Source organism: Streptomyces sp. NPDC091292, from assembly GCF_044757265.1.
Lineage (GTDB): Bacteria > Actinomycetota > Actinomycetes > Streptomycetales > Streptomycetaceae > Streptomyces.
Map to the genome: position 1 here is coordinate 165,573 of NZ_JBIVUQ010000013.1, position 21,612 is coordinate 187,184.

At 72.0% G+C, this 21,612-nt stretch carries 21 protein-coding genes; 8 read left to right on the plus strand and 13 right to left on the minus strand.

Annotation, left to right across the window (positions count from 1 at the left end):
• Positions 1-26 precede the first annotated feature (26 nt).
• The 7 genes from ccsB to hemL all read right to left on the minus strand — a co-directional run bounded on the left by ccsB (position 27) and on the right by hemL (position 7,987).
• Positions 27-1,151 carry a c-type cytochrome biogenesis protein CcsB gene (gene ccsB, locus ACIQNU_RS29905; protein WP_401372332.1) on the minus strand — a complete coding sequence of 375 codons (1,125 nt, stop codon included), beginning with the start codon at positions 1,149-1,151 and terminating at the stop codon, positions 27-29.
• Complete coding sequence (locus tag ACIQNU_RS29910) at positions 1,148-2,920, minus strand: cytochrome c biogenesis protein ResB (protein ID WP_401372334.1); 1,773 nt, start codon at positions 2,918-2,920, stop codon at positions 1,148-1,150. Before ACIQNU_RS29910 ends, ccsB begins: the two co-directional genes overlap by 4 nt.
• Before the next feature lie 3 nt (positions 2,921-2,923).
• Positions 2,924-3,688, minus strand: a complete 765-nt coding sequence (locus ACIQNU_RS29915) for a cytochrome c biogenesis CcdA family protein (RefSeq protein ID WP_401372336.1) — start codon at positions 3,686-3,688, stop codon at positions 2,924-2,926.
• Positions 3,689-3,693: 5 nt separating this feature from the next.
• A complete protein-coding gene (locus tag ACIQNU_RS29920; protein WP_401372338.1) occupies positions 3,694-4,317 on the minus strand; it encodes a TlpA family protein disulfide reductase in 624 nt (207 codons plus the stop codon).
• 66 nt (positions 4,318-4,383) lie between these two features.
• A complete protein-coding gene (locus tag ACIQNU_RS29925) occupies positions 4,384-5,787 on the minus strand; it encodes a hypothetical protein (RefSeq protein WP_401372339.1) in 1,404 nt (467 codons plus the stop codon).
• A gap of 149 nt (positions 5,788-5,936) precedes the next feature.
• A complete protein-coding gene (locus tag ACIQNU_RS29930; protein WP_401372340.1) occupies positions 5,937-6,656 on the minus strand; it encodes a histidine phosphatase family protein in 720 nt (239 codons plus the stop codon).
• Entirely contained in the window at positions 6,653-7,987 is a 1,335-nt protein-coding gene (gene hemL, locus ACIQNU_RS29935) for a glutamate-1-semialdehyde 2,1-aminomutase (protein WP_401372341.1), read from the minus strand. The genes ACIQNU_RS29930 and hemL overlap by 4 nt, the downstream gene beginning before the upstream one ends.
• 456 nt (positions 7,988-8,443) lie before the next feature.
• On the opposite strand from hemL, the gene ACIQNU_RS29940 reads away from it, so the two are divergent.
• Positions 8,444-9,049, plus strand: a complete 606-nt coding sequence (locus ACIQNU_RS29940; protein ID WP_401372343.1) for a hypothetical protein — start codon at positions 8,444-8,446, stop codon at positions 9,047-9,049.
• Positions 9,050-9,094: 45 nt separating this feature from the next.
• On the opposite strand, the gene ACIQNU_RS29945 is transcribed toward ACIQNU_RS29940, so the two are convergent.
• Together ACIQNU_RS29945 and ACIQNU_RS29950 are read right to left on the minus strand one after the other, a co-directional pair.
• Complete coding sequence (locus ACIQNU_RS29945; RefSeq protein WP_401372344.1) at positions 9,095-10,561, minus strand: ATP-binding protein; 1,467 nt, start codon at positions 10,559-10,561, stop codon at positions 9,095-9,097.
• 4 nt (positions 10,562-10,565) lie between these two features.
• Positions 10,566-11,405, minus strand: a complete 840-nt coding sequence (locus tag ACIQNU_RS29950) for a response regulator transcription factor (protein ID WP_401372346.1) — start codon at positions 11,403-11,405, stop codon at positions 10,566-10,568.
• Between the two features lie 285 nt (positions 11,406-11,690).
• Here ACIQNU_RS29950 and ACIQNU_RS29955 point away from each other — a divergent pair, with 285 nt between their 5' ends.
• Both ACIQNU_RS29955 and ACIQNU_RS29960 read left to right on the plus strand, forming a co-directional pair.
• On the plus strand, positions 11,691-12,983 hold the full coding sequence (locus ACIQNU_RS29955; RefSeq protein WP_401372348.1) for a glycosyltransferase family 4 protein: 1,293 nt from the start codon (positions 11,691-11,693) through the stop codon (positions 12,981-12,983).
• Between the two features lie 164 nt (positions 12,984-13,147).
• On the plus strand, positions 13,148-14,743 hold the full coding sequence (locus ACIQNU_RS29960; protein ID WP_401372350.1) for a hypothetical protein: 1,596 nt from the start codon (positions 13,148-13,150) through the stop codon (positions 14,741-14,743).
• 45 nt (positions 14,744-14,788) lie between these two features.
• On the opposite strand, the gene ACIQNU_RS29965 is transcribed toward ACIQNU_RS29960, so the two are convergent.
• Positions 14,789-15,451 carry an FMN reductase gene (locus tag ACIQNU_RS29965; RefSeq protein WP_401372352.1) on the minus strand — a complete coding sequence of 221 codons (663 nt, stop codon included), beginning with the start codon at positions 15,449-15,451 and terminating at the stop codon, positions 14,789-14,791.
• Entirely contained in the window at positions 15,448-16,575 is a 1,128-nt protein-coding gene (locus tag ACIQNU_RS29970; protein WP_401372447.1) for an LLM class flavin-dependent oxidoreductase, read from the minus strand. The genes ACIQNU_RS29965 and ACIQNU_RS29970 overlap by 4 nt, the downstream gene beginning before the upstream one ends.
• A 196-nt stretch (positions 16,576-16,771) precedes the next feature.
• Between ACIQNU_RS29970 and ACIQNU_RS29975 the strand changes: the two genes are divergently transcribed.
• The 3 genes from ACIQNU_RS29975 to ACIQNU_RS29985 all read left to right on the plus strand — a co-directional run bounded on the left by ACIQNU_RS29975 (position 16,772) and on the right by ACIQNU_RS29985 (position 18,928).
• Positions 16,772-17,419 (plus strand): TIGR03086 family metal-binding protein, encoded by a 648-nt coding sequence (locus ACIQNU_RS29975; protein WP_401372353.1) that lies wholly within the window; start codon positions 16,772-16,774, stop codon positions 17,417-17,419.
• A 70-nt stretch (positions 17,420-17,489) separates the two neighbouring features.
• Positions 17,490-18,332, plus strand: coding sequence for a DUF6597 domain-containing transcriptional factor (locus tag ACIQNU_RS29980; RefSeq protein WP_401372355.1), 843 nt, complete (start codon positions 17,490-17,492; stop codon positions 18,330-18,332).
• Positions 18,333-18,382: 50 nt separating this feature from the next.
• Positions 18,383-18,928 (plus strand): GNAT family N-acetyltransferase, encoded by a 546-nt coding sequence (locus ACIQNU_RS29985; protein ID WP_401372356.1) that lies wholly within the window; start codon positions 18,383-18,385, stop codon positions 18,926-18,928.
• 38 nt (positions 18,929-18,966) lie between these two features.
• Here the strand turns inward: ACIQNU_RS29985 and ACIQNU_RS29990 are convergent, their stop codons facing one another.
• On the minus strand, positions 18,967-19,887 hold the full coding sequence (locus tag ACIQNU_RS29990; protein WP_401372449.1) for an NADP-dependent oxidoreductase: 921 nt from the start codon (positions 19,885-19,887) through the stop codon (positions 18,967-18,969).
• Positions 19,888-20,058: 171 nt separating this feature from the next.
• On the opposite strand from ACIQNU_RS29990, the gene ACIQNU_RS29995 reads away from it, so the two are divergent.
• Positions 20,059-20,496, plus strand: a complete 438-nt coding sequence (locus ACIQNU_RS29995; protein WP_401372358.1) for a winged helix-turn-helix transcriptional regulator — start codon at positions 20,059-20,061, stop codon at positions 20,494-20,496.
• Here ACIQNU_RS29995 and ACIQNU_RS30000 read toward each other — a convergent pair.
• The gene (locus ACIQNU_RS30000; RefSeq protein WP_401372360.1) at positions 20,484-20,996 is read right to left on the minus strand and encodes a hypothetical protein; all 513 of its coding nucleotides are present in this window, start codon (positions 20,994-20,996) and stop codon (positions 20,484-20,486) included. The genes ACIQNU_RS29995 and ACIQNU_RS30000 overlap by 13 nt on opposite strands.
• 267 nt (positions 20,997-21,263) lie before the next feature.
• Between ACIQNU_RS30000 and ACIQNU_RS30005 the strand changes: the two genes are divergently transcribed.
• Positions 21,264-21,602: a YnfA family protein gene (locus ACIQNU_RS30005; protein ID WP_401372362.1), complete on the plus strand. Its 339-nt coding sequence runs from the start codon at positions 21,264-21,266 to the stop codon at positions 21,600-21,602.
• Positions 21,603-21,612 lie beyond the last annotated feature (10 nt).

The window sequence follows — 21,612 nt, forward strand, 5'->3', positions numbered from 1 at the left end:
GTGGGGGCCGCCCCCGCAGTACCGGTTTATACGCCTGCGTAAGAGTGCTTGCCCGTCACGAAGATGTTGACTCCGTAGTAGTTGAACAGCCAGCAGGCGAAGGCGATCAGGGCGAGGTAGGCGGCCTTGCGGCCCTTCCAGCCCGCTGTGGCTCGGGCGTGGAGGTAGCCCGCGTAGGCGACCCAGGTGATGAAGGACCAGGTCTCCTTGGGGTCCCAGCCCCAGTAGCGGCCCCACGCGTCGCCCGCCCAGATCGCGCCCGCGATGATCGTGAAGGTCCACAGCGGGAACACGGCGGCGTTCACGCGGTACGAGAACTTGTCGAGGGTCGCCGCCGCGGGCAGCCGCTCCAGGACCGACGTGGCGAACTTCCCGGGCTTCCCGCCGCTCACGAGCTTGTTCTCGTACGAGTCGCGGAACAGGTAGAGGACCGTGCTGACGGCGCCGACGTAGAAGACCGCGCCGCAGAAGATGGCCGTCGAGACGTGGATCCACAGCCAGTACGAGTGCAGCGCGGGCACGAGCTGGTCGCTGGAGGTGTAGAGGACGGTGACGGCGAGTCCGAGATCGAGCAGGACCGTGGTGATCAGCGGGAGCCCGATCCAGCGGACGTTCTTCTTCAGCAGGAGCAGGCTGAGGTAGACGCCGACGGCGACCGTGGTGAAGGTGATGTTGAACTCGTACATGTTGCCCCACGGCGCGCGCTGCACCGACAGGGCGCGGGTGACGACACCGCCCGCCTCGACGAGGAATCCGAGCGTGGTGAGCGAGACGGCGATCCGGCCGTAGAGGTCGCCCTGCGCGTCACCGCCCGACGCGCCGGGGCCGTCCGGCACGTCACGGGCGCCCGCGGCGGACCGGGTGACGACCTGGGGCCGCTCCAGAACGGTCGTACCGCCCGCGGACTTCACGGTCACGGCGGGCCCGGCACCGGCACCGGCCGCCTTGGCACCGGCCGCCTTGGCACCGGCGGCGGAGGCACCGGAGGCCGCGGTCAGCGCGGCGGCCGTACGGCCGACCTTGCTGCGGCTGCCGAAGAGCCACTCGGCCATGTGCGCGAAGAACGCCAGCAGGTAGACGGCCATCGCGGAGTAGATCAGCACATTGCTGATCTGCGCCAGGTTTTCGTTGGTTGCGGCGGCGAGAGTCACTTCTCTGCCCCTTCGACAGGTACGACTGGGGTGTCGGGGTCTGAGGCCGTGGGCGGGCTGCCCCCGGTCGAGGTGGGTGCCGTGGGTGCCGTGTCGTGCAGGGCACCGGCGAGTTCGGAGAGTTCCTCGGGCACCTTCGCGGACTCGCTGCGGCCGAGCCCGGCCATCTCGACGACGGTGACCCCGTCGGCTCCGGTGGTGGCCCGCACCCACACGCGGCGGCGCTGGATGAACAGGGACCCGGCGAGTCCGGCGATGGCGGCGAGCGCACCGCCGAGCGCCCAGCCGCTGCCGGGCTGACGGGTGATCTGGAAGCCGGCCCACTCCCGGATGTCCTTCTCGAAGGTGATCGAGCCGGCGCCGTTCGGCAGCTTCATGGTCTCGCCGGGCCGCAGCCGCGTCTTCAGCAGTTCGCCCTTGGAGTCCTTGAACTCCTTCAGTTTGGTCTTGTCGAGCTGGTACACGTTCTGCGGCAGGCCCGCGTCGACGCCGAGGGAGCCGTGGTACGCGGAGAGCGCGAGGACGGGGTAGTCGAGCGCCGGGAACTGGGAGAGCATCTGGCCCTGGCCGAAGCCCGCGAAGGTCGGCACGAAGAAGGCGTTGAAGCCGAGCTGTTCCTTCTTGCCGTTCTTGTCGCGGTAGCCGTCGAGCACCTTGACGGCGCCGGACGAGGTGACGTTGGAGTCCAGCGGCAGCAGCGGCACGGCCTGGCTGAAGACGACCTTGCCGCGGCCGTCGCGGACGGTGACGACGGGCGCGTACCCGTGGCTGACGAGGTAGACCTTGGAACCGTTGATCTCCAGCGGCTCGTTGACCTTGATCCGCCGCTTCTGCTCGGCGCCGTCGACGCCCTTGCTGTACGTGACGTCCGCCTGGTAAGTGCGCGGGGTGCCCTTGTTGGGGCCGCTGGGCTCGTAGGTGCCGTCGAACTTGTCGAGGCGGAAGCTGAACGGTTCCAGCTCGTCCGGTGTGAAGAGGTTGCCGGACTTGAAGTCGTCGTACTGGGTGAGCGTGTTGGAGAAGCCGTCGCCCTCCAGGATCAGCTTGTTGCCCTCGGACTTGAGGAGCTGGCCTGCGGCGAAGGCGATCAGCATCACGATCAGCGCGATATGGAAGATCAGGTTCCCGGCCTCGCGGAGGTAGCCCTTCTCGGCGGCGACGGCGTCCCCGGCGAGGTGCGCGCGGAAGCGGCGCCGCTTCAGCAGGGCGAGCGCGGCCTCGCGTACCCGCTCGGGTTCGGCGTCGGTGCGCCAGGTCGCGTAGGCGGGCAGCCGGGTCAGCCGGCGGGGGGCGCCCGGCGGACGGCCGCGGAGCTGGCCGACGAACTGCCAGGTGCGGGGCACGATGCAGCCGATGAGCGAGATGAACAGCAGGATGTAGATCGCCGAGAACCACACCGAGCCGTAGACGTGGAAGAGGCCGACCTTGTCGTAGAGCGGGCCGAGTATGTCGTGGTTCTTACGGAATTCGTCGACCCGGAAGTCGTCGGTGCCGCTCTGCGGGATGAGGGAGCCGGGGATCGCGGCGAGGGACAGGAGCAGCAGCAGGATCAGGGCGACCCGCATCGAGGTGAGCTGCCGCCAGAACCAGCGGCACCAGCCGATGACGCCGAGCGCGGGGAGGTTGGGGAGGCCGGGGCCCGACTCCTCGACGGGGGCGGTGGACAACTGCGAGGCGGCGGCGCCGAGATCGCGGTCGTCGGCGGCTGCCCGGTCGCGGTCCGTCGCGGAACCGGCGCGCTCGTCGTCCGTCGTCCTGATGTCGCTCATGGATCAGATCCCCACCGTGAAGCCGTTGGACCAGACCTGCATCTCCTGGACGATGCTGTCCCACGCGCCGGTCAGCAGCAGCAGCCCGGTCGCGATCATCATGCCGCCGCCGATCCGCATCACCCACACGTAGTGCCGCTTGACCCAGCCGAAGGCGCCGAGCGCCTTGCGGAAGGCGATCGCCGCGAGGACGAAGGGGAGGCCGAGGCCGAGGCAGTACGCGACCGTCAGTAGGGCCCCGCGGCCCGCGCTCGCCTGGTCCATCGCGAGCGCGTTCACGGAGGCGAGGGTCGGGCCCACGCAGGGGGCCCAGCCGATGCCGAAGAGGGCGCCGAGCACCGGGGCGCCCGCGAGCCCCGCGGCCGGCCGCTTGTGGAAGCGGAACTCACGCTGGGTCAGCCAGGGCATCAGGCCCAGGAAGAACACCCCGAGCAGCACCATCAGCACGCCGAGCACCTTCGACAGGGTCCGCTGGTGCTCCTGGAGCGTCTCGCCGAAGAAGCCGAACAGGGCGCCGCCGGAGACGAACACGACGGTGAAGCCGAGCACGAACAGTCCGGCGCCCGCCGCCATCCGCCCGCGCCGGGCCTCCGCCAGGTCGGTGCCGGAGACCCCGGTGACGTAGGAGAGGTAGCCGGGGACGAGGGGCAGGACGCAGGGCGAGAAGAAGGAGACGAGGCCGCCGAGCACCGCGATGGGCAGGGCGAGCAGCAGGGCCCCGTTCAGGACGGTCTGGTTCGGGTCGCCGGCCGCGGCGAGTGCGCTCACACCGATCACTTCTCCGCGATCAGCGGCTTGAGGATGGAGCGCAGCTTCTCCTCGCTGAGCGCCGACAGCGACCGGACGGCGATCCTGCCCTCGCGGTCGAGTACGACGGTGGAGGGGATCGACTGCGGGTTGAGCGTGCCCTTCGGGAAGCGGAGCATCAGCTTCCCCATGGGGTCGTAGAGGCTCGGGTAGGTGACGCCGAAGTTCTTCTCGAACTCCTTGGCCGGGGCCCTGTCGGTGTCACGGGTGTTGAGGCCGACGAACTCGACGCCCTGCGCCTTGGTCTCCTTGGAGACCTTGGCGAAGCCGGGCGCCTCCGCGCGGCAGGGCGGGCACCACGAGCCCCAGACATTGAGGACGACGATCTTCCCTCTGAGGTCCGTGACGTCGAGCTGCTTGCCCTCCAGGGTCTCGCCGTCGAGCTGCGGACCGCTCTTGCGGTCGGCCGCCTTGACGGTGGCGATGCCGTCGGCCCCGGTGACGTAGTTGGTGTTCCCCGAGCCCCCGGAGGTGCCGCCCGAGGCGCACGCGGTCAGGGCGAGCGCGGCGGTCGCGGCGCCGGCGGAGAGCAGGGCGGCGCGGCCACTACGGGTGTGACGGCTCTGGGGGGTGCGGCGGGCGGCACTCATGTGAAAAGTTTCGCATGCCCGTTTCGGGGATCTTCCGCACCCCCCTCGGGGGAGAAAAACCCCCTATCAGGTGGCACTTCCGGTGTCCGGGGACGTGCTGGTGCCCGTGCTCGATCCGCTCGCCGGGGTCTCCTTGAGGAAGGCGTTCCAGCCGCCCGCCGGCTCCTGCCCCACGTCGAGCGTGCGGAGCTTGGCAAGGACCTCGGGGCGCTGGACGTCCAGCCAGTCCACGAACTGCCGGAAGGAGACCAGCCGTACATCCTTCTTGCCCGCCATGTGCTTGAGCGCTCCCTCGACGGCATCCATATAGATACCGCCGTTCCACTCCTCGAAGTGGTTGCCTATGAAGAAGGGCGCCCGGTTGCTCTCGTACGCGCGGCGGAACCCCGCGATGTACGCCTTGGTCGCCTGCTCGCGCCAGCGCGGGTAGTTCGCCGGGGGTGCCTTGGTCGAACTCTGGGACTGGTTGGCGAGGATGTTGTAGTCCATCGACAGGACCTCGAACGTGTGGCCGGGGAACGGGATGCCCTGGAGTGGCAGATCCCACACACCGCCCTTCTTCTGCGGCCACTGCTGCCGGCCGCCCGGCGATGACGCGTCGTACCGCCAGCCCAGCGCGCGGGCCGTGGGCAGCAGCTTGTCCTGGCCGAGCAGACAGGGCGTACGGCCGCCGACGAGTTCCTTGTCGTAGTCGAAGGGCAGCGCGGGCAGATCGGTCCAGCCCGAGTTGGTACGCCAGTTCTTGACGAAGGACTTGGCCTGGTCGATCTCGTCGCGCCACTGCGCCGAGGTCCAGTTGCCGACGGAACCGCTGCCTCCGCAGAAGTGCCCGTTGAAATGCGTGCCGATCTCATGGCCGTCGAGCCAGGCGCGCCGGACGTTCTTCAGGGTGTCCTTGATATGGGCATCGGTGAGGTACCCGATATCCGAGGCACCCACCGGGTTGTTCGGCGGGCGATAGAGCCGCTTCTTCGACTCGGGCAGCAGATAGATCCCGGAGAGAAAGAAGGTCATGTGCGCTTCGTGATCCTCGGCGAGCTGGAGGAAACGCGGGAAGAGACCATTTCCGACTTCACCGGCCCCGTCCCAGGAAAAGACCACGAACTGCGGTGGAGTTTCACCGGGTTCGAGCGGAACGGGCTTCGCGGGCTGCTTCGGCTGCTTTCCGGTGTACGCGGTCGAGCCGTCCCCGAGCGGCTTCACCGGGTGACCCGTGGGGCTGGGCCTGCCCCCGCCACCGCCACCGCCCGGCCGGTCGCCGCCCCCGTGCCCGGCCCCCGTACCGGAACCGGAACCGTCGCTGGTGCATGCGGCGAGGCCGAGCGCGGCGGCGGCCCCCGCGCCGATCCCGAGCGCGCCCCGGCGGCTGAGCCCCCGCCGCCGGGCGCCGCCCTGTCCGGCACCACCTTGTCCGCTGCCGCCACCGCTTCCCCTACGGCTCCGGTCTCCCCCGCGGTCGATGTCCCGCATTCCGTCCGTCCCCTTTTTCGTCGCGCCCCGTCGTGGTCCGTCCATTCCTGATGAACGACTTGTCAGAGGGCGCGCAGAACCCGCGGGTTCCGAACACGGGAACATATGCCGGGGATTTTGCGGAGATATAACTCACCGCAAGGCAATACCTACGCTCCGAATGCTTTGTCCTTGCCCTTGACCGGCTTGGCGCCCGCCAGGAGATGGGACGGGACGAGGTCCCTCGCCGGTTCCGTGTAGCCGACCGAGACGAGGTGGTCGCCCTCGTAGGTGAAGGACGTCAGTGACGCGAGGGTGCACTGGCGGCGGCGCGGGTCGTGCCACAGCCTGCGCCCCTCCATGGCGCTGCGCACGATCCAGATGGGCAACTGGTGGCTCACGCACACCGCTTCGTGCCCCCGCGCCGCGTCACGCGCCGACTCCAGGGCCGCCGTCATCCGGGCGACCTGCTCGACATAGGGCTCGCCCCAGGACGGCCGGAACGGGTTGACCAGGTGCTTCCAGTTCCCCGGGCTGCGCAGGGCGCCGTCGCCGACGCCGAAGGTCTTGCCCTGGAAGACGTTGCCCGCCTCGATCAGCCGCTCGTCGCTCGCCACGTCGAGGCCGTGCGCCTTGGCGATCGGGGACGCCGTCTCCTGCGCGCGCTCCAGCGGCGAGGCGACGACATGGGTGATGTCGCGGGTCGCGAGGTGTTCGGCGACCCGGTCGGCCATCTGCCGCCCCAGCTCGGAGAGGTGGTAGTCGGGCAGCCGCCCGTAGAGCACCCCGTCCGGGTTGTGCACCTCGCCGTGGCGCATGACGTGCACGACGGTGCGCTCGGCCCCGCGCCCGGTTCTGGCCCTGTCGTTGCTCGCCCTGTCGTCGCTCATCCGGCGACCTCCGTGGCCTCCGTGGCCTCCGCGGCGGCGCGGGCGGCGGCCGGGAGGGCCGCGGCGATGCGCTCGATCGCCCGCTCGTCGTGCGCCGTCGACACGAACCACGACTCGAAGGCGGAGGGCGGCAGATAGACGCCCTGCGCGAGCATCGAGTGGAAGAACGCGGTGAACCGGAACGACTCCTGCCGCTTGGCGTCCTCGTAGTTCCGTACCGGGCTCTCCGTGAAGAACACCGAGAACATGTTGGAGGCGTTCTGCACCTGGTGCGCGACGCCCTCCTTGGTGAGCGCGTCCCCGACGAGCCCGCGGAGCCGGTCCGAGACGGCGTCGACCGTGGCGTACGCGGCCTCGTCGAGGAGGCGGAGCTGGGCGAGGCCGGCGGCGGTCGCGACCGGGTTCCCGGAGAGGGTGCCCGCCTGGTAGACCGGGCCGACCGGGGCGAGCGCGGCCATCACGTCGGCGCGCCCGCCGAACGCGGCGGCCGGGAATCCGCCGCCCATCACCTTGCCGAAGGTCATGAGGTCCGGCTCGACCCCGTCGACCCCGAACCAGCCCGCCCTCGACGTACGGAATCCGGTCATCACCTCGTCGGAGATGTACAGCGCGCCATGGTCACGGCAGAGCTGCTTCAGCCCGGCGTTGAACCCCTCGCCCGGCGGCACGACGCCCATGTTGCCGGGCGACGCCTCCGTGATGACGCAGGCGATCTCACCGGGGTGCGCGGCGAAGGCGGCACGGACCGCGTCGAGGTCGTTGTACGGGAGGACAACGGTGTCGCCGGCCTGCGCACCGGTGACCCCGGGCGTGTCCGGGAGCGCGAAGGTCGCGACGCCGGATCCGGCGGCGGCGAGCAGCGCGTCGACGTGACCGTGGTAGCACCCGGCGAACTTGATCACCTTGGCGCGGCCGGTGAACCCGCGCGCGAGGCGGATGGCGGACATCGTCGCCTCGGTGCCGCTGGACACCAGCCGGACCTGGGCGACCGGCGACACCCGGGCCACGATCTCCTCGGCGAGCGCGACCTCACCCTCACCGGGCGTACCGAACGACGTGCCGCGGGCGACGGCCTCCTGGACGGCGGCGATCACCTCGGGCCTGGCGTGGCCGAGGATCATCGGACCCCAGGAACACACCAGGTCCACGTACTCCCGGCCGTCGGCGTCGGTCAGATACGGGCCCGTGCCGGACACCATGAAACGGGGCGTACCGCCCACGGCGCGGAACGCGCGCACGGGAGAGTTCACGCCGCCGGGCGTCACTAGGGCCGCGCGGTCGAACAGCGTCTGTGAGGCAGGGGCTTCATATCGATAGGGCAGTTCGGTCATGACCTGCGACTTCTCCGACTCCGGGGGCGGGTGACCTCCCCAGGGTAGGTCAGTGCTCCGACACGGCCACGAGCGGAAGAGCGGTGACCGAGGAGTGGGAGGAGGAGCGGAAGGAAGCGCGGGGCGAAGGGTGGGGCGAAGGGGGGAGGAAGCGCGGGGGAAGCGGGGGCGGCGCGGCGGAAGAGGAACGGAAGATCTCGGCCACCGAACGGCGTACGAACGCCCGCGTCGCGCCACGACCGGGCCTCAGCACGCTCGCGTCTGCGAAACTGGGGCCTCGTAGCTGCGGCTTCGTACGGACAGCTCGCACAAGCCATGGCGTCGGAGGCTTCCGTCATCCTGCGGACAGGTGTTTCACCGCACGTTTCACCGCGCGGACGTGGGGGAGGTCACTGACACGATGATCGGGTTGCGCGGCCGGGGCCGCGCGCCTTAGAAAAGCAGTCGGGTGGAGATATGCATCGCGGTGGCGGACTGGGCGAGGGGACCGACGACCTGGGTCCCGGGCGTGCCCGGCGGGGAAGGCACCGGCGCGAAGCGGAGGCGGCGGGAGCGGCGGGAGCACATGTCCCGTCGGCACGGGGCGAGGCGGAGCGGGCACACGCGGGAAGCAGGAGTGGGCGGGTGGGGGTGACGTACAAATATTTCGGTGCCCCGGACGGCGCCACAGCGGCACGCGTGCCGATCTCGATGCGCCCCGAGGAGCTGGGCGGCGACGAACTCGGCATGGGCGGCATGTTCACCAAGATCAAGCCGGAGACGATGGCCGCGATGGTCCTCACGGGCATCGAGGGCATACCCCTGTACGAGGTCCCCCCGCTCGAACTGGTCGTGCTCCACCCGGACTACGCGGTGGTGAGGCTCCCCATGACCGTCGTCGACCCGCTGCGCGGCATCGGCGAGGAGGCCGTGGGCGCGGCGGCGTTCATCTGGTCCACGGTCCCGGACCGCGGCGGCCCCCGCGACGCGTTCAACGTCTACCAGCTCCTGCACGAGTGGCAGGATTTCAGCCACCGCCTGCACGAGGCGGGCCACCAGCCTTACTGCCTGGTCTGGCCCTGAGTTCCCGATTGCCTTGTCCGGCCCTGAGTTCCCGGGTCGGCCGGTTCAGTCCCGCGAGGCGTCCGGTGGCGGGACCGTGAAGCCGATCGTGGCTCCGCCGCCCTCCCGGGGGGACGCGAAGGCCCTGCCTCCGTGGGCCGTGGCCACGTCCTGGACGATCGACAGACCCAGGCCCGAGCCGGGCAGGCTGCGGGCGTCGGCGGCGCGGTAGAAGCGGTCGAAGACATGGGCGAGGTCGGAATCGGCTATGCCGGGCCCCCGGTCCCGTACCTCGACGCGGCCCCCTCCACGGGCGTCGGCCGTGACCACGATCTCGATCGGCGCGGTGCCGTCCCGGTCGAATTTGGCCGCGTTCTCCACCAGGTTCGACAGCGCGCGCTGGAGCGCGGCCGGGCGGCCGAAGACGACCGGGCCGCCGGACGGGCCCGCCGAGACGGTCACCGTGCGGCCCGTGCGGCGCCGCGCCAGGGCCGCGACGTCCTGCGCGATGTCCCCGAGCGCGACCTCCTCGGGCGGCTCGTCGTCCTGCTGGCCCGCCGCGAGGTCGACCAACTCGTTGACCAGGTCGGTCAGTTCCAGGGACTCCTGGGCCAGGTCCGCGACCAGTTCGTCCCGGGCCGCCGGGGGCAGCTCCTCGATACGGCGCAGCAGCGAGATGTTCGTCCGCAGCGAGGTCAGCGGGGTACGGAGTTCATGGCCCGCGTCCTGGACCAGGCGCCGCTGGTCCTCCTCGGAGCGGGCGAGGCGGCCCAGCATCCGGTCGAAGGAGCGCCCCAGGCGCCCCACCTCGTCCCGCCCGGCGACCGGCACGCGCGCGTCCAGGATGCCGGTACGGGCCACGTCCTCGGCGACGCCGGTGAGCCGCACCAGGCGCTCGGTGATGCGGCGCGCGAGCCACCAGCCGACGATCCCGGCGGCGAGGACGACCGCCAGGGCGAACAGCAAGGTGCGCTGCTGGAGGGTCTGGAGCAGGTCCTCGGTGTCGCTCAGCTCCTGCGCGACCTGCACCGCGCCCCGCCCGTCGCCGAGCGACACGGTCGCCAACCGGTACTGGCCGTCCCCGGCCTCCGCGTTCCCGCGCACCGTCACGCCCGCCTCGCGCGCGTTCGCCACGGAGCGCTCCCGCTCCCCGACCGGCAGCTCGGGGTTGCCCTTGTCGGCGACCCGGCCGGCCGGGCCGAGGATCTGGACATCGGTGCGGGCGGGCCGGAACAGCTCGTCGCGCGGGCCGTCGTGGTCCGGGTCGGTCGTGGTGAAGTCCTGCGAGTTGAGCGAGTTCTGCACCACCTGCTGGCGCAGATCCTGCACCACACCGTCGAACACGGTCTGCTGGTCGACCCGGACCAGCCGGGCCGCCGCGTCGTAGCTGAGGAACCCGACGAGCAGCGTCACGGCGGCGGCGACCGCCGCGAACGACACCGCGAAGGTCGTCCGCAGCGACGCCGGAGGCAGCCGCAGCCACCGGCGGACCCGGAATCGCGCGAGAACGGCGCTCAGACGCCCGCGGAACACGGCGTCAGCTCTCGCGCAGGACGTAGCCGACGCCCCGCACCGTGTGGATCAGGGCAGGCCGCTCCGGCTCGTCGACCTTGCGGCGCAGATAGCCCACGTACACCGCGAGGTTCTTGGAGCCGGGGCCGAAGTCGTAGCCCCAGATGCGGTCGTAGATGGTGGCGTGGTCGAGGACGATGCCCTCGTTGCGTACGAGGAGTTCCAGGAGGTCGAACTCGGTGCGGGTCAGCTCCAGCTCGCGGTCGCCCCGCCAGACGCGGCGGGCCTGCGGGTCGATCAGCAGATCGGCGGCCGTCACCTGCCCGGCCGCCGGGCCGCCGTGCCCCCCGCCCGGATCACCCGACGGACCACCGGCTCCCTGACCCGCTCCCTGACCGGCACCGAGCGCGGAGGAACCCGTACCGGACGCAGTACTGATGGTGCCCGGCCCCGGACCCTCCCCACCGGACCCCGTACCGCCCCCGAAGCCTCCGCCGTCGCCCGTCCGCCGCAGCAGCGCCCGGAGCCGGGCGAACACCTCTTCGATGTCGAACGGTTTTACTACGTAGTCATCCGCTCCCGCGTCCAGACCCGCGATCCGGTCGGCGGTCTCCACGCGCGCGGTGAGCATCAGAATCGGCGTGCGGTCCCCCTCCGCGCGCAGGACACGGCACACCTGGAGCCCGTCGATCCCGGGCATCATCACGTCCAGGACGAGGACGTCGGCACCGTGCGTGTGGGCGCGCGCGAGGGCCGCGATCCCGTCGGCCACCGCGGTCACCTCGTAACCCTCCAGCGTCAGCGCGCGTTCCAGGGAATGGCGGATGGCACGGTCGTCCTCGGCGAGCAGCACAGTGTGGGGCACTCCCCCAGTGTGCCTACCCACGCGCGTCGCACGACCTGGCCGGCGCCCCAGCGGTGGTCTTCTTACCCGGCTCTCACCCGGGCCGGATGGTCGGCTTACCTCGCCCGGCCAGTCTGAGCCCGTACATACGCCGGGGGGTTCCGCGGGGGCCTGCCACACACAGGCCGTATGACGAGACGCGGAAGCCCCGGGAGGACATCGCGTGAAACCGCCGGAGGACGTGCAGGGACGCGGGCAGGACGACCCCGACCACACCCAGTCGACCGAGCCCACCGAGGACCCCGCATGAAGATCGTGTTCCTGCTCCACAACGCGTACGCGATCGGCGGGACCGTGCGGACGACCCTCAACCTCGCCGCCGCCTTCGCCGAGCGCCACGAGGTCGAGATCGTCTCGATGATGCGGCACCGCGAGGACCCCCGTTTCGGCGTCGACGCGCGCGTGGGACTCGTTCCGCTGGTCGACACCCGGGTGGGCAGCCAGGACTCGCGGTACGGGGCGTTCGCCGAGCCGGCCCGCGACTTCCCCGAGGAGGACAAGCGCCACCGCCAGTACAACCGGCTCATCGACATCCGCGTCCGCGAGTACCTGGAGCGTTGCGACGCAGACGTCGTCATCGGGACGCGCCCCGGCGTCAACGTCTACCTGGCGCTCTTCGGCCCCCGCCGCGCCCTGCGCGTCGCCCAGGAGCACCTGCGGCACGACGCCCACAGCAAGCAGCTCCGCGCGGTGCTCGCCCGGCACTACCGCACCCTGGACGCCGTCGTCACCATGACGGGCGCGGACGCGGAGGTGTACCGCGCGCGGATGCCGCTGCCGGGCGTCCCAGTGCAGTCCGTACCGAACATCGTGCCCGCGCCCCGCGACTGCCCGCCGTCCGACGGCTCGGCGCCGGTGATCGCGGCGGCGGGCCGGCTGGTCCGTGGGAAGCGTTTCGACCTGCTGATCGAGGCGTTCTCGGCGGTCGCCGCGAAGCAGCCCGACTGGCGGCTGCGGATCTACGGCGGCGGTGAGGACCGCGACCGGCTCCAGAGCCTCATCGACGGCCTCGGCCTCGACGCGCACGCGACCCTCATGGGCGCGCACTCCCCCATCGAGCCGCAGTTCGCGCAGGCGTCGCTCGTGGTGAGCGCGTCCGACGCCGAGTCGTTCGGGATGACCCTGGTCGAGGCGATGCGCTGCGGGGTGCCCGTGATCAGCACGGACTGCCCGCTCGGACCCGCCGAGATCATCCGCGACGGGGTCGACGGACGGCTCGTACCGGTCGGGGACGCCCAGGCGCTCGCCGAGGCGATGCTCGAACTGATCGACGACGGCGGCAACCGGCGCGCGATGGGCGCGGCGGCCCTGGAGAGCGCCCGCCGCTACGACCCGGACCCGATCGTCGGCCGCTACGAACTCCTCTTCGACGAGCTGCGGTCGACCCGGCTGCGCCGCTCCTGGCTGCGGACCAGCCACCGGTACTCGGCCTCGCTGCGCCGCCGTCGGCGCGCGCTCCTCCGCGCCGCCCGCGCGCTGCGCCGCCCCCGTCCCGAAACCCCGACCACCGCCCGTCGGAGCACCACCCGACGGGCATGAGCGCAGACGTCCCGTACGGAGAACCGCCTGACGGATGGCGGGCCCCCCGTACGGGCCGCCCGGGAGCCCCGTACCCGGGCACCCGGTCCCTGCCGGCCGGCCGCAGGTCCTCCTCGGCTCCGGTCCGGCCGGCAGGCACCGGCGTGGAAAGGGGGCGGGCCGACTTGAGCAGACGGTGGCGACCCGCCCCCCGCTCCACCGAAGCCGACAGCGGGTCCGCTCCCGGCGGGTCCGCTCCCCCCGGGTCCACGGCTGCCGGAACCGCCGTCCTGGGGCGCGCGGCACCCTTCGCGGGCCCCGACCGCGCAAACCCCTGGCGCCCCGACCGCGTCCCCTGGCTCGGGCTCGTGGCCTGCGCGTACGCGCTGCTCCAGCTCGTGCTCGTCGTACCGCGGCTCACCGGGGCGCTCGGCTGGGACGAGAGCGTGTACGTCTCGCAGGTCGACCCCCGCCACCCCGCCGCCTGGTTCAGCGCACCGCGCTCCCGGGGCACCAGCTTCCTGGTCACGCCCCTCGTCACGGCGACCCCGTCCGTCACGGCCCTGCGGATCGCGCTCGCGCTCGGCGCGGCGGCGGCGCTGTACGGCGCGTTCCGGGTCTGGCGGCGGCTGATCGGACCGGGCACCGCGGCGCTCGCGGCGCTGCTCTTCGCGGGCCTGTGGACGACGCAGTTGTACGGGCCCCAGGCGATGCCCAATGTGTGGGTGGCCCTGGCGTCGGTGGCCGCGGTCGGCTGGTTCCTGCGGCTGCCGGGTCACCCGCGCGCGGGGTGGTGGCTTGCCGGGTCGCTCGCGGTGGTGGCCCTGTTCCGGATCCATGACGCGGCCTGGCTGGGCCTGCCCCTGTTGCTGACGGCGGCCCTCGTCCGCGCCCGGCGCCGGGCCCTGCCGTATCTGATCGGCGGCCTCGCGATCGGCGCGGTGCCCTGGGTTGTCGAGGCCTACGCGCGCTGGGGCTCGATCCCGGAGCGACTGCGGGTGGCCGGCGCCACCGAGGGCGGCATGGGGCCGCACCTCAACGTGGGCAACGCCTGGCGCGCGCTGGACGGGCCCATGCTCTGCCGCCCCTGCACCGGGGAGCCGTTTCCGCCGGTCGGCGTCTCCCTGTGGTGGCTGAGCCTGCCGGTCCTCGCGGCCCTCGCGGTCGGCCTGACGCTGCGCGACCACCGCCGGACCGGCCGGACCGGCCGGAAAGGTGACGGCACGCGCGCGGGGGTGACACTGCTCCCGCTGGCCTGCGCCGCGAGCATGGCGGTGCCCTATGTGCTCCTGATCGGTTACGCGGCGCCCCGCTTCCTGCTGCCGGTGTACGCCTTGGCCGCACCGCCGGTCGCGGCGCTCGCGGTCCGGGGCGTACGGCGGTACGGGCGGCCCGCGGGTCTGATGGTGCTGCTGTTCGTGGTCGCCCAACTGGCCTCGCAGGCGGCCGTCACGGACCGGCTCGCGCCGCGCACGGCGGCTGTCGACCAGCGGTACCGTGCGGCGGCCGACGGTCTGCGCGCCCTGGGTCTGACCCCGCCCTGCCTGGTCACCGGGGACCGCGCCCTGCCGGTGGCGTACCACGCGGGGTGCGCGTCGGCGCAGATCAGCGGCAACAACGTCTCCGTGACCCGGGCCGAGTTGCTGCGCATGATCCCCCGGCAGCCGACCGCGGTTCTCACGGTCGGCGGCGAACGGCCTCCGTCGTACGCGCGCGACTGGACGCCGTATCCGCTGCCGGGCAGTGGGGGGTTGACGGCGTGGCGGGCGGCGGGCAGGTAGTCGGGCGGTGCGCGGCAGGGTGCGCCGGAGGGGGCTCCAGGGGTCCTAGAGAGCGCGTAGAGCGGCTAGTTGCTGCTCGAAGGGGATGACGGTCAGTCCGGGGGTTTTCGGGGCTGTGGGGGCCGCTGAGGCGGTTGGGGGTGCCGTGGGGGCTGTCCCGGTCGCCGGTTCGGGCGTCGTGGTGGCGGGTGCGGTGGCGGGTGCGGTGAGGGTCACCAGTTCGCGCGCGGCGCGGTCGATCCGCTCGGCGAGGCCTTCGGCGCCCCAGTCCTCGGACGCCGCGTACACGGCCGTCGGCACGACGACCGCCCGCAGATACGCGAACAGCGGGCGCAGCGCGTGCTCCAGGACCAGCGAGTGACGGCCGGTGCCGCCGGTGGCGGCGGCGAGGACCGGCTTCCCGGTCAGCGCGTCCTTGTCGATCACGTCGAAGAACGACTTGAACAGCCCGCTGTACGAGGCCGAGAACACCGGTGTCACGGCGATCAGGGCGTCCGCGCCTGTGACCTCGTCCAGCACATCGCTCAGCGCGGGCCCGGGGAATCCGGTGACGAGGTGGTGCGCGATCTCGACGGCGAGGTCACGCAGTTCGACCACGCGCACTTCGGTGCCGGGGGCCTGCCGCACGACCGCCTCGGTGAGACGGTCGGCGAGCAGACGGGTGGACGAGGGGACGCTCAGCCCCGCCGACACGACGACGAGCTTCATGCGGTGGTCACCTCCTGCCGGTCCTGCCGGCCTTCTGCGGTCCGGGCTTCCGTGTCGCGGGCGGCGAGGCGGGACGCGTGGGTCGGGGCGTCCGGCACACCGGCCGGGCGGTTCTTGGCGAACTCCTCGCGCAGCACCGGCACGACCTCCTCGCCGAGCAGGTCGATCTGCTCAAGGACCGACTTCAGCGGCAGTCCCGCGTGGTCCACGAGGAACAACTGGCGCTGGTAGTCACCGGCGTACTCGCGGAACGACAGCGTCTTCTCGACGACCTCCTGCGGCGAGCCCACGGTCAGCGGGGTCTGGCGGCTGAACTCCTCCAGGGACGGGCCGTGCCCGTAGACCGGCGCGTTGTCGAAGTACGGGCGGAACTCCCGTACCGCGTCCTGCGAGTTGCGGCGCATGAACACCTGGCCGCCGAGGCCGACAACGGCCTGCTCGGGGGCGCCGTGGCCGTAGTGCGCGTACCGCTCGCGGTACAGCTCGACCATCTTCCGAGTGTGGTCCTTCGGCCAGAAGATGTTGTTGTGAAAGAAGCCGTCGCCGTAGTACGCGGCCTGTTCGGCGATCTCCGGGGAGCGGATGGAGCCGTGCCAGACGAACGGCGGCAGCCCGTCCAGGGGGCGCGGGGTCGACGTGAACGACTGGAGCGGCGTACGGAACTTGCCGTCCCAGGTGACGACGTCCTCGCGCCACAGGCGGTGCAGCAGCGCGTAGTTCTCGACGGCGAGCGCGATGCCCTGGCGGATGTCCTTGCCGAACCAGGGGTAGACCGGGCCGGTGTTGCCGCGGCCCATCATCACGTCGACGCGGCCGTTCGCGAGGTGCTGGAGCATCGCGAAGTCCTCGGCGATCTTCACCGGGTCGTTCGTCGTGATCAGGGTGGTGGAGGTGGACAGCACCAGCTTCTCGGTACGGGCGGCGATCCAGCCGAGCATCGTCGTCGGCGAGGAGGGCACGAAGGGCGGGTTGTGGTGCTCGCCCGTCGCGAAGACGTCGAGACCGACCTCCTCGGCCTTCTCCGCGATCGCGACCATGGCCTTGATCCGCTCGTGCTCGGTCGGGACACGCCCGGTCGTCGGATCGGCCGTGACGTCCCCGACGCTGAAGATCCCGAACTGCATGCCGCTCATCCTCCGAGGTTTTTGTTGACGCTTCAATTACATGGGGGAACGGTACCCCGGGGTGGGGTATTCCCGCGAGTGGTCGGGGGGCGCGGGGGGCTGCCGGGGGGTGCGCGGGGTGGGACGTGCTCGCGCGCGTGGGGGGGTGTCGCGTTTCTTCAAGCCCCGCGCGCGGGTGCCCCCCTACCGTCGCCGTATGAGCGACCTCGACGATCTCCGGGCCACCACCCCGTCCGCCCCTGGCGCACCGCCCCTGGGGGACCTTCTGCGGGCATCCGGCGCGCAGGCGGTGCCCCTGGTCCGTGCGCTGCGGGACGACGGGCTGAGCGACCCGACGCCCTGCGCCGACTACGACGTACGGTCCCTGGTGAACCACCTCTTCCATGTGGTCACGCAGTTCACCGAGCTGGCCCGGAAGGGGCAGTCCGACTTCACGGTCACTCCGGACTACGTGGCCCAGGGCGAGGACGGAGACGGCGGCGACGACTGGCGCGAACGGTTCGCCACCGCCGTCGACACTCTGGTGGACGCCTGGTCCGCGCCCGGCGCCGAGGAGGGCACCACCGGGGCGATGGACATGCCCGCGCGGACCGTGGGCTGCATGGTCCTGCTCGACCTCACAGTGCATGTGTGGGACCTCGCGCGCGCGACGGGTACCGAGTACCGGCCCGACCCGCAGGACACCGGCGTGGTCGACACCCTCACCGGCGCGGTCGCCGGGCTCGCGCCGACCGCGCGCGCGATGGGTATGTTCGCCGACCCGGTGCCCGTGGCGGCCGACGCCTCCGCCTTCGACCTGCTGCTCGGCACCACGGGCCGCGACCCGCACTGGCAGCGCCCCTGATCCGGCACACGGCCCGTGCCGGCGCGATGTCGGCGGTCCCGATGTCAGTGGCCCGATTTACGATCGGCTCATGGCACCGCCACGCCGGGACACCAAGGGCATCGTCGACGCACGCGAGCTGTTCGCGCGCGTGGACTTCCGCCGCCGTGAACCCGCCGAGGCGCTGCGCCCGTACCTGGAGCACTACTGGCTGATCGACTGGGACCTGACCGAGCCCTACGCGTCGAACGTCGTGCCGCACCCCTCCGTGAACCTGGTCTTCCAGCGGTACACGGGCACCGCGCCCTTCGGTGAGGTGGCCGGCATCGACCCGCACCTGTTCACGAAGAAGCTGGAGCACCGGGGGCGGGTCTGCGGGATCACCTTCCGCGCGGGCGGCTTCCGCCCGTTCGCGCCGGGCCGGGCGGTGGCGGAGTGGACCGGGCGGTACGTACCCCTCGGCGAGGCGTTCCCCGACCGGGCGGACGCGATGGCCGCGGCCGTCGGCCTGGTCCTCGGTCCGGACGACGAGGACGCGCGCGTGGCGGCGCTCGACGCCTTCCTGCTCACCCTCGGACCGCACGGCCGGGGACCCGAACCCGATCAGCAGGCCGACCTCGCGATGACCCTGGCCGACCGCATCCGCACGGACCCGGCGATCCGGCGCGTGAGCGAGTTCGCGGAGGCCGAGGGGATGTCCGTGCGCGCGATGCAGCGGCTCTTCGCCGAGTACGTCGGGGTGGGGCCGAAGTGGATCATCCTGCGGCGCCGGATCCACGAGGCACTGGAGCGCGCCGAGACCCGGTCCGACGTCGACTGGGCCGGCCTCGCCGCCGACCTCGGCTATGCCGACCAGGCCCATCTCGTACGGGACTTCACGGCGACGGTGGGGGTGCCGCCGACGGCGTACGCACCGGGGGCGAACCGGCGCTGACCGGAACCGGGTCCGGGGCCGTTGTCAGTGGTGCCGCCTACCGTGGGGGGATGGACAGCGACACGACTCTCCCGGTGCGGCTGGAGCCCTGGTCGGAGGCCGACTTCGACCTGCTCGTGCGGAACAACGCGCCGGAGATGACCGAGCATCTGGGCGGCCCCGAGACCGAGGAGCAGGTGGCCGACCGGCACCGCCGCTATCTGGCCATGGACGGCGCGGGCGGCCTGATGTACCGGATAGCCCTCGGCGCGGCGGACACCGAGGGCGGCCGGGCCGGCACGGCGGACGCCGTCGGCGCGATCGGTTACTGGGAGCGGGAGTGGGCCGGGCAGCCCGCGTGGGAGACGGGCTGGGGCGTCCTGTCCGAGTTCCAGGGCCGGGGCATCGCGGCGGCTGCGGCCCGGCTCGTCGTGGCGCGCGCCCGTGAGAACGGCCGCCGCCGCACTCTGCACGCCTTCCCGTCCCAGGACCACCCCGCGTCCAACGGCGTCTGCCGCAAGGCCGGTTTCACGCTGATCGGCCCGAGCGACTTCGAGTACCCGAAGGGGCACTGGATACGGGTCAACGACTGGCGGGTGGATCTGACGCGGCCCTGACCGGTGGACGTCGGGACGTCGGGACGTCGGGACGTCGGCTAGGGGATCAGCACCAGCTTGCCGCGCAGGCCGCCCTCGGCCAGCCGGGCGTGCGCCTTTGCGGCGTCGTCCAAGGCATAAGTTCCGGCCACGCGGGGCGTCAGGGCGCCCTCGTCCACGAGTGCCACCAGCTCGGCCAGCCGCGCCCCGTCCGCGGCGACCGCGACGGCCGTCGACCGGACACCCCGTACCGGCGCGGGCGCCTGACCCGGGATGACGCCCACGTGGACACCGCCGTCGCGCACCGCGGCCAGTGCGGCGTCGCCGATGAAGGCGGCGTCCAGGACGGCGTCCACACTGCCGGGCTCCACCGGGAGCGCGGACGTGTCCGCGCGGGCGGCGTCCCGGGACACGAAGTGCGCCGCCCCGAAGCCCCGGACGAGCGTGGCGTCCGCGGTGCCCGCCAGCCCTGTCACGGTCACGCCCTGACGGGACGCGAGCTGGACCGCGTAACCGCCGACCGCGCCCGCCGCGCCCGTCACCAGCAGGCTCTGGCCGGGCTTCAGGTCGAGCAGATCCAGGGCCTGGGCGGCGGTGAGGGCGTTGAGCGGCACTGTGGCCGCGTGGACGGTGTCCACGGATGTGGGGGCGCCGGCCACCGCCGACGCGTCCACGACCACGTACTCGGCGTGGGCGCCGAGCGGGCGGACCGTGCCGTAGGACAGGGCGACCACGCGGTCGCCGACGGCCCAACCGGTACCGGCCGACACCGCGTCCACCACCCCGGCGACGTCCCAGCCAAGGCCGACGGTCTCGCCCGCACCCCCGAAGCCGCCTGCCCGCACCCCGGCGTCCACCGGGTTGAGGGCGGAGGCCCCGACCTTGATCCGTATCTGCCCGGGGCCGGGCTCGGGCACCGGGGTCTCCACGACCCGTACGGCGTCCGGACCACCGAATTCCGACACGACGACGGCGCGCATGACAGCACTCGTGACACTCATGACAGCTCTCCCTGAGGAACGGAAACGAAGAGATCGGGTGCGCTTTCTGAAGAGATGCGCTTTCCGATCCGCAGTGACAACCCTAGGAAGAGCAACTATCTTCTGGTAAGTAGGCACTTCCAGGTGCCTACGTCACCCGGAGGTGAGCCCATGGCCACGACGACGGCAGCCGCGCGGCGGGCGCGGGCCCGCGTCGAGTACGACGCGTTCCTGAAGAGCTGTCCGACCAACCAGCTGCTCGACCGGATCAGCGACAAGTGGGTCAGCCTGATCGTCAGCGCGCTCGCGCCGGGGCCCCTGCGGTACAGCGAGCTGAACCGCACGATCGCCGGGGTGAGCCCCAAGATGCTGACGCAGACGCTGCGTTCGCTGGAGCGCGACGGCATCCTCACGCGCGCGGTGACCCCGTCCGTCCCGGTGCGCGTCGACTACACGCTCACCCCGCTCGGCCTCAGCCTGAGCCACCTGCTGTCCGCCGTGAAGGAGTGGGCGGAGACCCATATCGAGCAGGTGCACGAGGCACGGGAGCGGCACGACGCGGAGGCTCAGGCGGCGGGGGCGGGCGCGGGGGCGGCTCAGAAGGAGTAGACATCCCCTGTGTCCAGGACAAGAACCTCGTGTCGGTTGTTGTCCGGGTTGACGTCCCTCGCGCCGCCGTTCCAAAGGGTGTCGATACGTACGGAGACCTCGGACCGCAGCCCCTTCAGGCGTACGGGCACGACGATCTCCTCGCCCCGGCTGCCCGCGGCGAGCGCACCCGTCCGGCACAGCACCGTCGTACGCGCCGACCGCACACAGGCCGCGGGAAGTTCCTGGCGGTCGACGAGCGGCACCGACCAGACCAGCCGCAGGGTGGTGTCGCCGACGTCGGACGGGCCGTAGTTGTGGGGCGTGAGCCGGACGGTGATACGGCCGTCGGCGAGGGAGAGGGTGCCGTGCTGGGCGATGTCCGCCTCGTGCGGGTCGACGGAGGACGGCGGCCCCGCCGGCAGCGGGGCGGGGCCGGGCGCCGGGGCCTGGGCACCGGACGACACCCGGGGCACCGGAATCGGCGCCGCCGCCCCGACGAGGAGCCCGACCACCGCCACGGCGACCCCGCCCCGAAGAACCCGAACCCGCCGCCCCGCCCCTTCCGCACACTCACCAACACACGCACGCACACGCTGCCGCACACACTCACGCATCGTCATGGCCACTCACTCCACCCACTCCGTACCCCTACGCATACGCACACACGAGATCTTCACATCACCCGATGTATCCCCCACATCACGCTCCGCAGGCACCGCCCATCAGGTGACCGTCGGATGGCCCTGGTCAACCGGGCGAATCGACGACCATGGCAGGCTGCGCCCATGCTCGTAGCCCGCTCCGTGATCCTTTTCGTCATCGCCGCCCTGTTCGAGATCGGCGGTGCCTGGCTGGTCTGGCAAGGCGTGCGGGAACACCGTGGCTGGCTGTGGATCGGCGCGGGCGTCATCGCGCTCGGGATCTACGGCTTCGCGGCCACCCTCCAGCCCGACGCCGAGTTCGGGCGGATCCTCGCGGCGTACGGGGGCGTGTTCGTGGCCGGCTCGCTCGTCTGGGGCGTCGTCGCCGACGGCTACCGGCCCGACCGCTACGACGTCACGGGCGCGCTGATCTGCCTCGCGGGCGTGGCGGTGATCATGTACGGGCCCCGGGGCGGCCAGTGAGGGTCGGCCT

Coding starts and splice junctions, on each gene's coding strand:
- ACIQNU_RS29910 (WP_401372334.1), bottom strand. CDS start 2,920: ATGAGCGACATCAGGACGACGGACGACGAGCGCGCCGGTTCCGCGACG.
- ACIQNU_RS29920 (WP_401372338.1), bottom strand. CDS start 4,317: ATGAGTGCCGCCCGCCGCACCCCCCAGAGCCGTCACACCCGTAGTGGC.
- ACIQNU_RS29925 (WP_401372339.1), bottom strand. CDS start 5,787: ATGCGGGACATCGACCGCGGGGGAGACCGGAGCCGTAGGGGAAGCGGT.
- ACIQNU_RS29930 (WP_401372340.1), bottom strand. CDS start 6,656: ATGAGCGACGACAGGGCGAGCAACGACAGGGCCAGAACCGGGCGCGGG.
- hemL (WP_401372341.1), bottom strand. CDS start 7,987: ATGACCGAACTGCCCTATCGATATGAAGCCCCTGCCTCACAGACGCTG.
- ACIQNU_RS29940 (WP_401372343.1), top strand. CDS start 8,444: ATGCATCGCGGTGGCGGACTGGGCGAGGGGACCGACGACCTGGGTCCC.
- ACIQNU_RS29955 (WP_401372348.1), top strand. CDS start 11,691: ATGAAGATCGTGTTCCTGCTCCACAACGCGTACGCGATCGGCGGGACC.
- ACIQNU_RS29965 (WP_401372352.1), bottom strand. CDS start 15,451: ATGAAGCTCGTCGTCGTGTCGGCGGGGCTGAGCGTCCCCTCGTCCACC.
- ACIQNU_RS29970 (WP_401372447.1), bottom strand. CDS start 16,575: ATGCAGTTCGGGATCTTCAGCGTCGGGGACGTCACGGCCGATCCGACG.
- ACIQNU_RS29975 (WP_401372353.1), top strand. CDS start 16,772: ATGAGCGACCTCGACGATCTCCGGGCCACCACCCCGTCCGCCCCTGGC.
- ACIQNU_RS29980 (WP_401372355.1), top strand. CDS start 17,490: ATGGCACCGCCACGCCGGGACACCAAGGGCATCGTCGACGCACGCGAG.
- ACIQNU_RS29985 (WP_401372356.1), top strand. CDS start 18,383: ATGGACAGCGACACGACTCTCCCGGTGCGGCTGGAGCCCTGGTCGGAG.
- ACIQNU_RS29990 (WP_401372449.1), bottom strand. CDS start 19,887: ATGCGCGCCGTCGTCGTGTCGGAATTCGGTGGTCCGGACGCCGTACGG.
- ACIQNU_RS29995 (WP_401372358.1), top strand. CDS start 20,059: ATGGCCACGACGACGGCAGCCGCGCGGCGGGCGCGGGCCCGCGTCGAG.
- ACIQNU_RS30005 (WP_401372362.1), top strand. CDS start 21,264: ATGCTCGTAGCCCGCTCCGTGATCCTTTTCGTCATCGCCGCCCTGTTC.